General features: G+C 71.1%; 13 protein-coding genes, 1 tRNA gene and 1 riboswitch. Of the genes, 3 read left to right on the top strand and 11 right to left on the bottom strand.

What is annotated here, in order from left to right; genetic code table 11:
• Window positions 1–42 precede the first annotated feature (42 nt).
• The 4 genes from dgoD to CFW40_RS10110 all read right to left on the bottom strand — a co-directional run bounded on the left by dgoD (window position 43) and on the right by CFW40_RS10110 (window position 4,758).
• The gene (dgoD, locus tag CFW40_RS10125) at window positions 43–1,188 is read right to left on the bottom strand and encodes a galactonate dehydratase (RefSeq protein WP_088797479.1); all 1,146 of its coding nucleotides are present in this window, start codon (window positions 1,186–1,188) and stop codon (window positions 43–45) included.
• Window positions 1,189–1,347: 159 nt separating this feature from the next.
• Complete coding sequence (locus CFW40_RS10120; protein WP_088797478.1) at window positions 1,348–2,055, bottom strand: FadR/GntR family transcriptional regulator; 708 nt, start codon at window positions 2,053–2,055, stop codon at window positions 1,348–1,350.
• A 264-nt stretch (window positions 2,056–2,319) separates the two neighbouring features.
• Window positions 2,320–3,126 carry a DUF4383 domain-containing protein gene (locus CFW40_RS37965; protein ID WP_256331527.1) on the bottom strand — a complete coding sequence of 269 codons (807 nt, stop codon included), beginning with the start codon at window positions 3,124–3,126 and terminating at the stop codon, window positions 2,320–2,322.
• 249 nt (window positions 3,127–3,375) lie between these two features.
• On the bottom strand, window positions 3,376–4,758 hold the full coding sequence (locus CFW40_RS10110; RefSeq protein ID WP_371127301.1) for a hypothetical protein: 1,383 nt from the start codon (window positions 4,756–4,758) through the stop codon (window positions 3,376–3,378).
• Window positions 4,759–4,900: 142 nt separating this feature from the next.
• Between CFW40_RS10110 and CFW40_RS10105 the strand changes: the two genes are divergently transcribed.
• Window positions 4,901–4,972: transfer RNA gene (locus CFW40_RS10105), tRNA-Val, on the top strand.
• 721 nt (window positions 4,973–5,693) lie between these two features.
• On the opposite strand, the gene CFW40_RS10100 is transcribed toward CFW40_RS10105, so the two are convergent.
• The 4 genes from CFW40_RS10100 to CFW40_RS10085 all read right to left on the bottom strand — a co-directional run bounded on the left by CFW40_RS10100 (window position 5,694) and on the right by CFW40_RS10085 (window position 9,567).
• A complete protein-coding gene (locus CFW40_RS10100; RefSeq protein WP_088797476.1) occupies window positions 5,694–6,236 on the bottom strand; it encodes a hypothetical protein in 543 nt (180 codons plus the stop codon).
• 275 nt (window positions 6,237–6,511) lie between these two features.
• Window positions 6,512–7,684, bottom strand: coding sequence for a HoxN/HupN/NixA family nickel/cobalt transporter (locus CFW40_RS10095; RefSeq protein ID WP_256331801.1), 1,173 nt, complete (start codon window positions 7,682–7,684; stop codon window positions 6,512–6,514).
• 30 nt (window positions 7,685–7,714) lie between these two features.
• A riboswitch (cobalamin riboswitch) is annotated at window positions 7,715–7,928 on the bottom strand.
• Between the two features lie 182 nt (window positions 7,929–8,110).
• Window positions 8,111–8,959 carry an alpha/beta fold hydrolase gene (locus tag CFW40_RS10090; RefSeq protein WP_088797475.1) on the bottom strand — a complete coding sequence of 283 codons (849 nt, stop codon included), beginning with the start codon at window positions 8,957–8,959 and terminating at the stop codon, window positions 8,111–8,113.
• A complete protein-coding gene (locus CFW40_RS10085; RefSeq protein WP_088797474.1) occupies window positions 8,956–9,567 on the bottom strand; it encodes a MarR family winged helix-turn-helix transcriptional regulator in 612 nt (203 codons plus the stop codon). The genes CFW40_RS10090 and CFW40_RS10085 overlap by 4 nt, the downstream gene beginning before the upstream one ends.
• A gap of 164 nt (window positions 9,568–9,731) precedes the next feature.
• Between CFW40_RS10085 and CFW40_RS10080 the strand changes: the two genes are divergently transcribed.
• Window positions 9,732–10,157 carry a hypothetical protein gene (locus CFW40_RS10080; RefSeq protein WP_088797473.1) on the top strand — a complete coding sequence of 142 codons (426 nt, stop codon included), beginning with the start codon at window positions 9,732–9,734 and terminating at the stop codon, window positions 10,155–10,157.
• On the opposite strand, the gene CFW40_RS10075 is transcribed toward CFW40_RS10080, so the two are convergent.
• Window positions 10,114–10,770: a nucleoside/nucleotide kinase family protein gene (locus tag CFW40_RS10075; RefSeq protein WP_088797472.1), complete on the bottom strand. Its 657-nt coding sequence runs from the start codon at window positions 10,768–10,770 to the stop codon at window positions 10,114–10,116. The genes CFW40_RS10080 and CFW40_RS10075 overlap by 44 nt on opposite strands.
• A gap of 211 nt (window positions 10,771–10,981) precedes the next feature.
• Here CFW40_RS10075 and CFW40_RS10070 point away from each other — a divergent pair, with 211 nt between their 5' ends.
• Entirely contained in the window at window positions 10,982–11,746 is a 765-nt protein-coding gene (locus CFW40_RS10070; protein ID WP_088797471.1) for a MerR family transcriptional regulator, read from the top strand.
• Window positions 11,747–11,926: 180 nt separating this feature from the next.
• Here the strand turns inward: CFW40_RS10070 and CFW40_RS10065 are convergent, their stop codons facing one another.
• Window positions 11,927–13,144, bottom strand: coding sequence for a class I SAM-dependent methyltransferase (locus CFW40_RS10065; protein ID WP_088797470.1), 1,218 nt, complete (start codon window positions 13,142–13,144; stop codon window positions 11,927–11,929).
• Between the two features lie 168 nt (window positions 13,145–13,312).
• Window positions 13,313–13,906, bottom strand: a complete 594-nt coding sequence (locus tag CFW40_RS10060; RefSeq protein WP_088797469.1) for a GNAT family N-acetyltransferase — start codon at window positions 13,904–13,906, stop codon at window positions 13,313–13,315.
• Between the last annotated feature and the right edge of the window lie 54 nt (window positions 13,907–13,960).

Below are 13,960 nucleotides of genomic sequence, written 5' to 3'. Positions count from 1 at the left end.
CGTGCGTGCCGGATGCGCCGGGGCTGCCGGGGGGACCTCCCCTCACCATTCGGCGAACGACCCGTCGTCCTGGCGCCACACGGGGTTCCGCCAGGCGTGACCCCGCTCATCCGCCGCCCGCACCGCGGCCTCGTCCACCTCCACACCGAGCCCGGGACGCTCGGTCCGCAGCAGTGACCCCCCGTGGAAGCGGAACGGCTCCGGATCCGCCACGTAGTCCAGCAGCTCGGCGCCCCGGTGGTAGTGGATCCCGAGGGACTGCTCCTGGATGAGGAAGTTCGGGGTGGTGAAGGCGACTTGGAGGCTGGCGGCGAGCGCGACCGGACCGAGCGGGCAGTGCGGGGCGAGCTGCGCCCCGTACACCTCCGCGAGCGCGGCGATCCGGCGCAGCTCGGAGATGCCGCCCGCATGCGAGATATCGGGCTGGAGGATCGCGATGCCGGCTTGGAGGGGAGCCAGGAACTCTCGCCGGGTGAAGAGACGTTCACCGAGTGCGAGGGGGATGTTGGAGGCGTTGACGAGGTCAGGGAGGACTTGCGGGTAGTCGGAGAGGACGGGCTCCTCGACGAACATCGGCGCGTAGTCGGCCAGCAGGGGGAGGAGCCTGCGGGCGTTGGCGGGCGAGACCCGGCCGTGGAAGTCGAGGCCGAAGTCCCGTGCGTCGCCGAGGACTTCGCGGGCGGTCTCGGCGCGCAGCAGGCATGCCCGTACCTCGGCGCGGGTGGCCACCGGCGTCATCCGGCCGCAGCCGTTCATCTTGACGGCGGTGAAGCCCGCCTCGATCTGGGCGGTGACCGCGTCGCGGACGGCGTGCGGCTCGTCGCCGCTCACCCAGGCGTAGGCGCGGATCTTCTCGCGGACCGGCCCGCCCAGCAGCTGGTGGACGGGGACACCGTGCCGCTTCCCCTTGATGTCCCACAACGCCTGGTCCAGGCCGGCGACGGCGGACGACAGGACGGGCCCGCCGCGGTAGAAGCCGCCTTTGGTCATGACCTGCCAGTGGTCCTCGATGCGCGCCGGATCCTGGCCCAGAAGGTACTCGGACAGCACCTCCACCGCCGCCCGTACCGGCTCGGCCCGCCCTTCGACCACCGGCTCACCCCAGCCGACGACGCCCTCATCGGTCTCCACCCGGACGAACAGCCAGCGCGGTGGCGCCAGGAACGTCTCGATGCGGCTGATCTTCATGGTCCGGCTCCGTCCTGTCGGGGTGCGGGGCGGCCCCCCGCCCACGAGCGGAGTCCGCTCCACCGGACCGACGACTTCCCGCCCAGCCCCTGCGGATGCTTCCGCCCCAGCCCTGCGGATGCTCCCGCCCCAGCCCTACGGATGCTCCCGCATCAGCCCCTACGGATGCTCCCGCGCCGACAGATCGAGCAGTTCGAGCATCGCCATATAGGCCCCGTCGACGTCCCGGCTCCGTACGGCCTCGACCACCGCGGCATGGGCAGCATGAGGATTTTCGAACGCGCCGTCCGCGGCGAGCACGGCCCGGTCGCGCTGGACGATCACCGGCACGATCACCCGGTGCATCTGCGCGTAGAAGCGATTGTTCGAGGCGATCAGCATCGCCGTGTGGAACGACGCATCGGCGCGTATGCGCAGCGCCGGATCGGTGTCGGTCGTGGCCATCGCACCGAGCGCGGTGTCCAGTGCCGCCAGATCCTCCTCCGTGCGGCGCTCCGCGGCGAGCGCGGCCGCCGCGGGCTCGATGGAACGGCGCAGTTCGAGCACATCGGCGAAGAAATCGGACGAGACACCGGCCGCGAGCTTCCAGCGCAGGACGTCCGGATCCAGCAGGTTCCAGTCCGCCCGGGAGCGGACGAACGTGCCTCGCTCCTTGTCGGCATCGAGGAGACCCTTCATGGTCAGCACCTTGACCGCCTCACGCAGCACGGTCTGGGTCACGTCCAGCTGCGCCATCACCTCCGGCAGGACGAGGCTGTCGCCCTCACCGTAAGTGCCCTCGACGATCCGCCCGGCGAGCGCTTCGACCGCCTCGTGCTGCACCCCGTGCCCGCCGGCGGGGGAGGCGGTGTGCTCCGAACGGCTCATCGTGTGCTCCCTGCTCTCCCCGTGTCCGCCGACCTGCCGCCCCCGGCGACCCACGCGGTGCCACCGGGCCGCCGTACCGGCCTGCCCCCTCCCGCCCCGCACACCGCTGCTGCCCCCCGCGTGCTTGCCGGCCTGCCGGCATGCCCGCCGCTCGGACGGCACAGCGCACCTGCCCTGCCGTCCGGTTCCCGTCATCAGCCGTCAGGGCGTACCGAGCACCCCATTCCCACCTCGGTACGCCCTGACGTCTCTCCTCGCCCCGGCTCAGGGCCTCTTGCCGGCCGTACCGGCGTCCGTGCCGGTGCCGCCGGAGCTCGTGTGGGTGCCGGAGCCCGCACCCACACCCCTGGGACCGGAGGAGGCAGTACCCGTTCCCGTGCCCGTACCCACGCCCCTGCGGGATCTGCTCCCGCTGGTGCCGGCGCCGAACGAACCGCGCCCGGCATGCGAGGCGCCTTGGACATTGAGCCGCGCCGCCTGCCGTGCGGCGGTCATGCCGGAGACGGGACGCAGCTGGCCGCGGTCGAACCGTTCCGCTTCCTCCGGGTGCCGGGCGCGCCAGTACGGATTGTCGTGCGAGAGGCCGCCGCTCACCCGTCCGTACATCCCGAAGACCAGCAGCATCAGTCCGACCACAAAGCTGAAGAGGACGTTCTGGAGCCGGAAGGCGAGGAAGTTCGCGCCGGTGTCCAGCAGCGCCAGGTTCACAAAGCCGCTCAGGAGGAAGAGGACGCCGAACACGATGTTGAGGGTCGAGGCGAAGTTCCCGCCGATCACCATCCCGGCGGCGAGGATCGCGCCGACGACGATGGAGAGGATGCTCAGGGAGCCGTTGGTGTTCAGCCCGGCAACGGTGTCGCCGCCGGTGTCGAAGAAGCCGATGTGGTGGGTCAGCCCGAGGATGCCGAAGGCGATCAGCACCAAGCCCATCAGCCCCGCGCCGATGCGGTAGACCTTGCTGAGACGGTGGTCCACGGGCAGATGCTCATCGAGCCGGGTGTGAGGCGTCTTCGTCCGGTGAAAGGGGTTCGAGGGCCCGTGCAGGGTCTGGCCAGTAGCCCCAGTAGCCATCTCCGGCCTCCTTCGCGCAGGTGTGCCGCCTGGGCCGTACTTCCCTCCAGGATCCGCCCACGTGCGACATCACGCCATTGCACCCGGGGTGACGGGCGGGTGGCCGCGGTGATGAGCGCATACGTGGCATCCGGGCTGGGGACCGCCCGCCGGCCTGCTCCGGAGCCTCAGCCACCCTCGGAGCCTCAGCTGCTTCGTCTCTCTCCGCAGTCCCAGCCGTGGCCCGGAGGCATCAGCCGCCCCGAAGCCTCAGCTGCCCCCCGCGCCACCCCTGGCCCCCCGGATCTCCTGCACCACCCGGGCCGCCGTCTCCCGTACCGCCTCGGTCTCCGTCAGGAAATGCCACCAGTCCGGATGCCGCCCCTCCAGGCCCGCGACCGCACGGTCCAGCCGCGCCACCGCCTCGTCCAGGGGGCCGGCATGCCGCGGATCGGGGGTGCTGCGCCCGGCCATCGCCAGTCGCTGCGCATCCCGGACCGCGAAGCGCGTCCGTTCGACCTCCTTCTGCCGGTCGAACGACACCGCATCGAGCCGCTGCAGCCGGTCACCGGCCGCCGAGACCGCCTCGTCGGTGCCGTCCAGCAGCGCCCGTACGGTGGCCAGCAGGCTCGTGGCATCCGCCCAGCGCTGCTCGTCCCGCGCCTGCTGGGCCTCCCGCAGCTTGACCTCGGCCTGCCGGACGGACTGCGCGGCCTGTTCCGGTACCTGCTGCAGGTCCTGCCAGCATGCCGCGCTGTACCGCCGCCGCAGCTCGCTGAGGACCGGGTCGACCTTCCCGGCCCGCGTCGTGATCGCCTGCGCCCGGGTCCGCAGCGACACCAGCCGCTTGTCGATCTCCGCCGCTTTCTCCGGCAGCCGCTCGGCCTCGGTCCGCACGCCCTCGGCCTTGCGCAGCATGTCGTCGGCGCGCCGGATCGTCTCCTGTACGCCGTGCTGCCCGGCGCCCTGATTGAGCCTGGTCAGCTCGGGCCCGAGCGCCGCCAGCCGGGTCGCGAGATCATCGGCCCGCAGCCCCCGCGCACGGACCGCGTCCAGCGCATTGCTCGCCGCCAGCAGCGCCTGCCGCGCCCGCTCCACGGCAGGGGCCAGCCGCGCCAGCTGTGTCTCGGCGGTCTGCAGCAACGGCCCGAGCCCTTGCGCGAACCGCTCCAGCTCGCTCCGGACGCGATCCAGCTCCTCCCTGGCCCGCGTCAGATCCGCTCGCGCCCGCGCCACCGCGGCACCGTCGAGATCGTCACGGTCCAGATCGTGGGAGTCGACCGCGGTGATGTACTGCTGGCTCACCTCGTCGATCCGCCGGCCGAAGCCCTCGTAATCCTCCGCGGCCTTCCGCGCGGCCGGCGAATTGTCGACCGCGGTGATCGTCTCTATGGAGATCCGCAGGTCACGGTGTGCGGTGTCCAGCTCGTAGAACGCCGCCGCCGCGGCATCCTTCGCGGCCTGCGCATCGGCCCGCTGACTCTCCCCGCGCCCGAACCAGCGACGGGTCCCCCCACCCGCGAACGACACCGGCACCATCGCCACCAGCAACGGCAACGGCAACAACACGAGCCCCACCACATCCCGGAGCGGACCCCCACGGACGCGACGGCGTTCTCGCTGCTCATGCGGCTGCGTCTCTGTCGCCGTCACTTCCCTCTCCCGATCGGATCGCCCCAGGACCGAATATCATTCTCCCACTCACCGGAAACGAACACACCGGCCGGTAAGTTCGGACTTCGCGTACGGGTTTGCCGTTCAGCCCCGAAGGCAAGGTAGTCTGTCGGCTCGACCAGGGCGCATAGCTCAGCGGTAGAGCGCTGCTCTTACAAAGCAGATGTCACAGGTTCAAATCCTGTTGTGCCCACAGAGAAATAGCAGGTCAGAGGGCCCTTTGCGTCGACACGCCGAGGGCCCTCCGCCTTGCGGTGCACATGCAGTACACCGTGGCCGGTACCCCTCGGCGAGATCAGGCCGCCGGAGACGGGCGGCTGTCAGTGATCTTGCGAAGGGATCATGCCGCGGGAGCTTGGTGCATGTGAACGGAGGCGGGTGGCTGCATGCAGCCACCCGCCTCCTCGCTTTCTCCGGCGGCTATCGACCCTTGGCGCAGGCGCGCGTCCAGTCGATCAACTTCTGCAATACCTCGATCATGACCCTCTGCTTCCGTTCCGGCATGAAGGGCCAGCAAATCCACGCCGGCGCCGACAGCAAGACGAACAGCAGCAGGGGCAGGAGCGAGAGCGCAGGGAGAAAGATCCTCAACACACCAGGAGTGGGCACGACGTGTCCTTTTACTCGAAGGATTCGAAGTGCGACACCACGGCCCACCCCTTACCAACTACCTTGCCGCAGCACCATTTTGGCGCTCCTGACCAGGAGAGCGCTGCGAACTTGGGCGCATTGCAGGCGGGTTGGAGACTGCATGGCTGAGGGCGGCAAGTCCGTGCAGGTGCTTGGGTCCTGGCCGACTGCCGCCGACGACGCCACGAGCGCGCCGACGGGGGCGCTCCTTTCGCTGCCCGTCCAGCAATCCGCCTGCGGCAGGCGGGGGAGGATCCGAAAAGCGCGCCCCTCAGCAGTCCTTCCTAGTCCTCGCCGGTGGCGACGATGACCACGGCATGGCCGTTGCCGATGCCGACCACGGCCGCGTCGAAGGTGGCCTCGGTGACCGAAGCCCAGGAGTATCTGGGCTGTCGGGCCTCCCGGTACGCGGCGTAGCCGTTGGCGCGCCAGTCTGCGTCCGGACCGAGCAACGTGATCAGTCCGTTGGCGAGGGCGTCGGCCACGGGGCGCATCGGGCCGCCGTCGCTCCAGTAGACGAGACTGCGGATGAGCGTGGCGGATATCCAGGGCGACAGCTCGTCCGGGGGGATCCGGATGCCCAGGGCGGATTCCATCTTCTGCGGGTTTCGTGGGCCGCCATGTCCGTGCTTGCAGTGCCCGCAGTGCGGTGCGAGCAGTGCGGTGGGTGCCAGGGTGTCCCAGCACAGCTGTCCGTGGCTTCGGCCGTCGTCCGGCCCCAGGTGAACGATCCGGTCCGCGTACTCGGCCCATTCCGTCAGCCACATGCCGAGGTCCGGATCCGGCCCCAGGTCGTACGGCGGTGGTGGCTCGAACGACAGATTCATGATTTTTCCTCCCCCTGTGCGGCCACCCTAATCGAGCTGGTGGCAGCCACAGGGGGCCCTCGTGAGGGCGGGCCTGTGTGCTGCGTCTCTCTACCTCCGTATCAGCGAGTTGCCGGATCAAGGCGGTGCGCTGTCGGATCAGGTGGACGGGGAATGTGACGGTCGCTGCTGAGAGTTGACGTGGCGGCGGCCGGTTCGGCCACCTGAAGGGGTGGCGGTGTCCCGGCGCCACTACGGGCGCCGGGGACGTCTGCGGGGCATGGAGCCCACGCGCCTCAGGAGTTTGGCGTGGCAGGCTCGGCCGAGTCCGCCTGCTCCGTCGGCCGGGTTCGCTCTGACCGCTCTGCCCGTTCTGCCCGCTCCGCCCAGCGCTTTTCGACGCCGGCCAGTCGCCAGTACGCCAGTGCAGCGGCCCACACCACCACGAACAGGCCGACGATGAGGAAGCCGACATTGTCGAGGTCGAGGCCGGAAATCCAGCCGGTCAGCGGGTCGTTGAGGGCAAGTTTCTCGTGCAGCACGGTCACCAGCTCGATCGTGCCGATGAAGAAGGCGACGGCGATCGACAGTCCGGTGATGGTGAGGTTGTAGTAGACCTTGCGCACCGGGTTGGAGAACGCCCACTGGTAGGCGAAGTTCATGAAGGTGCCGTCGAGGGTGTCGAAGAGGCTCATGCCGGCGGCGAAGAGCAGCGGCAGGCACAGCACGGCGTACCAGGGCAGGCCGGCCGCGGCGCCGCTGCCCGCCATCACCATCAGCGTCACTTCGGTCGCGGTGTCGAAGCCGAGCCCGAAGAGGAAGCCGAGCGGGAACATCTGGCCGGGACGGGAGATCGAGCGGGTGAACCGCCCCAGGAAGCGGTTCATGAAGCCGCGCGAGTCGAGGCGCTGCTCCAGCTCGGCCTCGTCGTAGTGGCCGTTGCGCATACCGCGGAAGACCCGCCAGATCCCGGCCAGCGCGATCAGGTTGAGGGCGGCGATGAGGTAGAGGAAGCTCCCCGAGATCGTGGTGCCGATCGTGCCGAGGATCTGGTGCGTACGGGACTCGTTGTTGAGCAGAGCGCCGGCGAGCTGGGCGCCGCCCGCCACCAGGGCCGCCATCACGACGACCACGCTGGAGTGGCCCAGGGCGAACCAGAAGCCGACCGAGACCGGCCGCTTGCCGTCGGCCATCAGCTTGCGGGTGGTGTTGTCGATGGCGGCGATGTGGTCGGCGTCGAAGGCGTGCCGCATCCCGAGGGTGTAGGCGGTGACGCCGAGGCCCACGCCGAAGACCTGGCTGCCCACGGCGTAGTGGTACGGCACCACGAGCAGGAAGAGCACGCCGAAGGCGATGACGTGGAGGCCGGCTATGACGGCCATCAGGCCCGCGGTGCGGACGGTGTCCTGCCGGCGCCAGCGGAACGCCGCGGAGGCAGGGGTGGTCGGGGTATCGGTGGACAGGGCCATCCGGCGGTCACGCTCCAGCACCTCGTGGATCACTTCGTGAGATGCCGTGGCCGGTCTCCTGGCTTACGGGTGCACGCGCCCGCCCCGCCTTCCCGGCCGCGGGTCGCGGTCAGTGGCGCCGCAGGCGCACCGTGCGCCTGCGGAAGGGGCGGAAACTCCCCGATCACAGTGGCGAGGGCCGCTCCGGCCTGGGACCCCAAGGTCCGTCACCGGCTTCCCGAACACCACGGCCCGGTCACTCTAGCTGCCAAGGGGTGGTCGCTGCGGCCCCGGTCGCCTTTTGTGCCGGCGGCCCCGGGGGCGGGGGCCGTGGTCCGCGGCGGCGCAGTAGACCGCGGCAGTCCTTCAGCAGTCCTCAGCAGGCCGCAGTGGTCCCCAGTGGTCCCCAGTTGGTCCCCAGTGGTTCACAGCGGCCCTCAATAGCCCTCAGTAGTCCAGGGAGGAGAGGAAGGCGTGGAGTTCGTGGTCGAAGAGTGCGGTGTTCTCCAGATTGACCATATGCGCCGCGCCCGGTATCCGGACTCGTCGGGCGCCGGGAACGGTCAGCGTGATCGCATGGGCATTGGCGGAGATGTCCCTGCTGTCGAGGTCGCCGTCGAACACGACGGTGGGCACCCGTATCTCGCCCAGGCGGTCGGCGGCACCGGCTTCCAGGGGCATACCGGCACCCGTACCCTCGGCATGGACCTCCACATTGGCCTCGGCCGAGGCGCGCATCCGCGCACGGAATCCCGGGTGCACCGCAAAGGGCTCGCGGTGCGGTCCGTCCACCCACATCCGCAGGAAGTGCTCGACATAGCGTTCCGCGCCGTCCGGTGCGCCGATCGCCGCCACCTGCGCCTTGATGTGTTCCAGGAGGAAGGGGTCGGTGAAGGCGCGGCCGCTGATGCCGGGGGAGGCGAGCGCGAGGGCCGTCACCCGCTCAGGGCGGGCTATGGCCGTGTCGAGCGCGACCCGCGCGCCATGGGAGAGGCCGACGAGGACGGCGTCGGGAACATCGAGGGCGTCGAGCAGGGCGCAGAGGTCGTCGTGGTTCGCGTAGTCCCCGGTGACGGTGGAGGACAGGCCGTGGCCGCGGAAGTCATAACGGATCGCGCGCAGGCCGGAGTTCACCAGCCAGGCGAACTGCTCGTCCCACATGTGCTGGTCGAGCATGCCGCCGTGGAGCAGCACCACCGCGGGGCCCGAGCCGGCCGTTTCGTAGAACAGCTCACCGTCGTCGACCGGCACGAGCCCGTTGTCGATCTCGGACCAGTCGGTGATTCCTCGGGTCATCTTGCGGGCCGTCCTTTGTGTACCGGATGCGATGAGGTGGGCGTGATGCCATTGTCGTCGCTCTTGCCGCTGCTGCCGCAACTGCCGGTTTTCTCCGGTGTCACGCGTGAGCCGTCCGCCAGCTGCCGGAACTCCTCTCCGAGTCGGTCCAGGACGTGCAGCGTCGTACGGACGTCCTCGGCGGACAGGTCGGTCAGTCGCTGCCGCAGTTCGGCCGCCTCGGATTCCCGGACGCCGCGTATCGCCTCCGTGCCGTCGTCGGTGAGCCGGATCAGGGACGAGCGGCGGTGTGCGGGGTTCGGGGCGGTCACGACCAGGCCCAGCTCCATGGCGTGGTTCACCCAGCGCTGCACCGGCTGCCGGTCGAGCCCCATCCCGCGCGCCAACTGCGGCACGGTGCACGGGCCTTCGGCGCGCAGCGCGTCCAGCAGCGCGTGCTCGCCGGCGGTCATGCCCGTGCCCGCCAGCTCGTGTTCCACCGCGCGGGCGACCGTGCGATGCAGCGGCCACAGGCGGCGGAGGACGCCGTACAGCAGGTCTTCGGTGGGCGACGGCTCTCCGCCGTCGGCGTCTTTCGCGTCTCCCGCAGGCTTCTCACTGACACTCATGATGTCATGATGACATCACTGATGTCGTTTGGGAAGGGGGCCTTCGCGGAAAGAAAGGGAAAGGAAGGGAAGGGGAGAAGGCAGCGGGGGTGACAGGGGCTCGTGCGGCCGGTCGACGGGAGCAGTCGCCGAGAAGCGACGAGAGAAAGAGAAGGGGACGGTGGATGAAGGTCGGTTTGTTGCGTGCGGTCGGGGTGGCCACGGCCGTGTACGGAGTGGCGGTGGCGGCGCTGCCCGATCTGCTGGCCCGGCCCTCCGGGCTGGCCGACGCCCGAGGGCGGACCGGGCCGGCGACTCGTACCGCACTGCGTCCGCTGGCCTGGCGGGACGCGGTGAGCGGGCTGGCGATGACGCTGGCTCCGGAAGGGCCGGCTCTGCGTACCGCCGCGTATGTGCGGATCGCGGCGGACTTCGGGGACGCCGTCCTGCTCGGTGCGACGCTGCCGGGGCGCGGCCGGAAGCTGTCGGCGGTGGCGGTGTCCGTCGGGTGGGGTGCGCTGTCGGTGGCCGGGCTGCTCGCCGACCGGCGGCGGTGGGGGAGCGGGGTCATGCGCTCGGTGGAGGTGGGGCCTCTTCGGGTGCGAAGGTGATGACGAGGTCGGCGCGGTCGCGGGTGGCCGCCACCACACGGGCGTTGGCCTCGTCCGAGGTGTGCACGAACCGCTCGGCGTCGGCGCGCGGACGTCCGAACCGCTCGTGCCGGCCGACCAGCCGCCGGATCCGTTCCGGGGTCTCCAGCTCCACGTACCAGACCTCGTCGAGCAATGCCCGGACCCGCGGCCACGGGGCGGAGTCGAGGAGGAGGTAGTTGCCCTCGGTGACGATGAGGGGAATGTGGGGCGCCACGGGGATGCTGCCGGCCACCGGTTCCTCGATACGGCGGTCGAACGCCGGGGCGTAGACGGCGGTGTCCGGTTCCGGGGAGCGCAGACGCGCCAGCAGCGCGGCGTAGCCGGCCGGGTCGAAGGTGTCCGGCGCGCCCTTGCGGTCCGTACGGCCCAGGCGGCGCAGCTCCGCCTCGGCGAGATGGAAGCCGTCCATCGGGACGAGCGCCGCCTGACCGGCCAGCTCCGCCACGAGGTGGGCGGCGAGAGTGGACTTGCCCGCGCCGGGCGGGCCGGCGATGCCGAGCAGCCGCCGCCGGCCGGGGGTCGCGGAGGCGGCGAGCCGGCGGGCGCGGGAGAGGAGGAGCCGGGGATCCATGGTGCGTCCATCGTGCCTGACGGGGCGCGTTCCGGTGCCTGACGGGGTGTGTCCCGCGTTCCTGACGGGGTGGCCCACAGGTCCTGACGGCGGGGGTGCGTTTCTCGTGCCCGGGACGGGGTGCCGATTCGGACTTGCGGTTTCCGCCGCGTCAACTTCTACGGTCATTCGTGGGGCCGGAAAGACCGGCCCGGCGAGGGGAGGCACGGCAATGGCCTGGTCGATCGCGGAAGTGGCCCGGATGTCCGGGGTGACGTCCCGGACACTGCGGCATTACGACGAGATCGGTCTGCTGCCCCCTGCGGGGACCGCCAGTAACGGGCACCGCTACTACGAGGAGGCCGATCTGCTGCGGTTGCAGCAGATTCTGCTGATGCGGGAGCTGGACCTGGGACTGCGGGAGATCCAGGCGGTTCTGGACAGCCAGGTCGACCGGGTGGCCGTACTGCGCGAGCACCACCGGCGCCTGCTGAAGGAACGGGACCGGCTGGAGACGCTGGTCCGCACGGTCGGGCGGACCCTCGCCGAACTGGAGGAAGGCAAGGACAACGAGATGGCAAAGATCAACAGGCCGGAGAACCTGTTCGAGGGCTTCGAGACCTCGGACGCCGAGGCCGAGGCCGAGGTGCGCGAACGGTGGCCGGAGCAGTGGGAGCAGGCCCGGCAGGCCAAGGAGGCCATGACCCCCGAGGAACAGGAGCGGTGGCAGCGTGAGGTGACGGCGCAGATGATCCGCATAGCGGAGTTCATGATGGCCGGCACGCCGGTTGCCGATGCCGCGGTGCAAGCCGAGATGCACGCCCACTACCAGGGCGTCTGCCGGTTCTGGACCCCGAACGCGGTCGCCTACAAGGGTCTGGCCCAGACCTACGTCGACGACCCGCAGATGCGGGCGAACTACGACTCGATCGCCGAGGGGCTGGCCGTCTACCAGCAGCAGGCGATGGTCGTCTACGCCGAGGCCCGGCTGAGCTGAGCCGGCCGAGCAGGCCGAGCTGACCGGGCCGGCCGAGCTGACCGGGCAGGCCGAGCCGGTTGAACCGGCCGACGGCTCGCACTGCCGGGGGGCTGCAGACCCCCGGCGGCAAGCGGCTCTCGTCCCCGAGCGGCTCTCGTCTGCTCCCCGCGCTCGGACCGTGCGGCCCGCCGGACGTCCTCAGGGAGTGCCGGACGTACCCCGGTCCGCGGTGCCCAGGCGCCACAGGGAGGTGACCTCGGCCGCGCGGGCCACGTGGAGCGGGTCGGCGGTGTCGCGGGCACGCGGATGGCGCGGGGTGATGTCGTGCCGGCCCAGGATCGTCAGGCCGGCCTTGGCGAAGGCGTCCAGCAGCTCGTCGTGCGTGCGCAGGCCGAGGTGTTCGGCCAGGTCGGAGAGGATCAGCCAGCCCTCGCCGTCCGGTGTCAGATGGTCCGCCAGACCGCTCAGGAAGCCGTACAGCATCCGGTTTCCCGGGTCGTACACCGCGTACTCGACGGGTGAGGTCGGCTTCGCGGGCACCCACGGGGGGTTGCAGACGATCAGCGGGGCGCGGCCGGCCGGGAAGAGATCGGCCTCGACCACTTCCACCTGTCCGGCGACGCCCAGCCGTTCGGTGTTCTCACGGGCACAGGCCAGCGCGCGGGGGTCCTGGTCGGTGGCCACGACCCGGCGGACGCCGCGCCGGGCGAGGACCGAGGCCAGTACGCCGGTGCCGGTGCCGATGTCGAACGCCAGCTCGTCGCCGGGCAGCGGAGCCTCGGCCACCAGGTCGACGTACTCGCCGCGGGCCGGGGAGAAGACGCCGTAGTGCGGATGGATGCGGTCGCCGCCGAGCGCCGGGATCTCGACGCCCTTCCTGCGCCATTCGTTGGCGCCGATGAGAGCGAGGAGTTCGCGCAGCGAGACGAGTGAGGCGGTCGGAGCCGTGCCCTCGGCGGCGGTCGCGGTGGCCTCGGTCTCCCCGGCGGTCTCCCCGGTGGCGGGCTCGACGGGGCCGTACGCCCTGGTGCAGGCCTCGCGGACATCGGGGGCGCGGTGCAGCGGGACGGCGAGCGTCGCATCGAGCGGGACCAGCAGCATGCCCAGGATGCGGGCGCGGTGATTCTGCGCGGCGCGGTGCACATGGAACGCCTGGGTGACATCGGCGGGCGGCGCCTTGCGGGGGCGGCGGTCGATGCGGCGGGCCAGCGCCGTCAGCAGCTGGCGGGCGTTGTGGAAGTCGCCGCGCCACAGCAGCGCGGTGCCCTCGCAGGCGGCTCTGTACGCGTCGTCGGCCTTCGTCCGGTCGTCCGCGATGACGACGCGGCGGGGTGGCGGGGTGCCGTTCTCGGAGCGCCAACGGGCGGAACGGGGCGTGTCGGCCTCGGTCCATTCGACGACCGGCGGTTGGTTCACCGAAATGTGCCTCTGTGTGTGATGCGGGCCCGTCCCAGGGGTGCCGCTGGGGTGCGGCGCCGGTCCGGCGCCGGAGGGAGCGGCCAGGCGCTCGCGGGAGACGGTGGGCGGGGTGGTGGACGGTCGACTTTACTCCGTATCGGCCTCGGGACCTGGCCAGGGCCGGGGTCAGGCGATGCCGAACGCCGCGGCGTAGCGCACCGTGCCGCGCGGGGGCGGGGAGCCGTCCAGGGACAGCGCCATGAAGGCCTCGTCCGGCCAGGGCTGCGGGGGCAGGATGCCGAACCGGGTGGCGGCCGGTGCGAACCCGAAGCGTGGGTAATACGGCGGATGGCCGAGCACGATCGCGGTCCGCTCGCCGGTGTCCCGCGCCGCCTGGAGGAGCGCCCTGATCACCGCGCCGCCCGCACCGCACTTCTGATACCCGGGCAGCACCGCGCACGGGGCCAGCGCCACGGCCGGGACGTCGTCGATGTGACAGCGCGTCAGCAGCGCATGGGCGACGGGGGTGCCGTCCGGTGCCTCGGTGACGTAGGACAGCCCCGGCAGCCAGGCCGCCGGGTCGCGGCGCAACGCGTCGACGAGGTCCGCCTCCCCGGCGGTCTCGAAGGCGGCGAGGTTGATCCGGCGGACGGCCGGTATGTCGCGGGCGGTTTCGGGGCGGGGATGCCAGGTGCCGGGGGCCGGGGCGCGAGGGGTGGTGGCGCCGGGGGAGGTGGCGCCGGGGGTGGGCGAGCCGTCGCTGTCGTGGGTGCCGCTCATGTGCTTCATCGTCGCACCGGGGTCTGACAGCGGGCCAAGGATTTCCGCTCCGGC

Source organism: Streptomyces sp. 2114.4 (assembly GCF_900187385.1).
Lineage (GTDB): Bacteria > Actinomycetota > Actinomycetes > Streptomycetales > Streptomycetaceae > Streptomyces > Streptomyces mooreae.
This window is presented reverse-complemented; position numbering and strand designations above follow the sequence as displayed.

Excerpts from the sequence above, each read along its gene's own strand:
- CFW40_RS10120 (WP_088797478.1), bottom strand. The coding sequence starts at position 2,055 with ATGAGCCGTTCGGAGCACACCGCCTCCCCCGCCGGCGGGCACGGGGTG.
- CFW40_RS10085 (WP_088797474.1), bottom strand. The coding sequence starts at position 9,567 with ATGAGTGTCAGTGAGAAGCCTGCGGGAGACGCGAAAGACGCCGACGGC.
- CFW40_RS10075 (WP_088797472.1), bottom strand. The coding sequence starts at position 10,770 with ATGGATCCCCGGCTCCTCCTCTCCCGCGCCCGCCGGCTCGCCGCCTCC.
- dgoD (WP_088797479.1), bottom strand. The coding sequence starts at position 1,188 with ATGAAGATCAGCCGCATCGAGACGTTCCTGGCGCCACCGCGCTGGCTG.
- CFW40_RS10090 (WP_088797475.1), bottom strand. The coding sequence starts at position 8,959 with ATGACCCGAGGAATCACCGACTGGTCCGAGATCGACAACGGGCTCGTG.
- CFW40_RS10095 (WP_256331801.1), bottom strand. The coding sequence starts at position 7,684 with ATGGCCCTGTCCACCGATACCCCGACCACCCCTGCCTCCGCGGCGTTC.
- CFW40_RS10080 (WP_088797473.1), top strand. The coding sequence starts at position 9,732 with ATGAAGGTCGGTTTGTTGCGTGCGGTCGGGGTGGCCACGGCCGTGTAC.
- CFW40_RS37965 (WP_256331527.1), bottom strand. The coding sequence starts at position 3,126 with ATGGCTACTGGGGCTACTGGCCAGACCCTGCACGGGCCCTCGAACCCC.
- CFW40_RS10060 (WP_088797469.1), bottom strand. The coding sequence starts at position 13,906 with ATGAGCGGCACCCACGACAGCGACGGCTCGCCCACCCCCGGCGCCACC.
- CFW40_RS10100 (WP_088797476.1), bottom strand. The coding sequence starts at position 6,236 with ATGAATCTGTCGTTCGAGCCACCACCGCCGTACGACCTGGGGCCGGAT.
- CFW40_RS10070 (WP_088797471.1), top strand. The coding sequence starts at position 10,982 with ATGGCCTGGTCGATCGCGGAAGTGGCCCGGATGTCCGGGGTGACGTCC.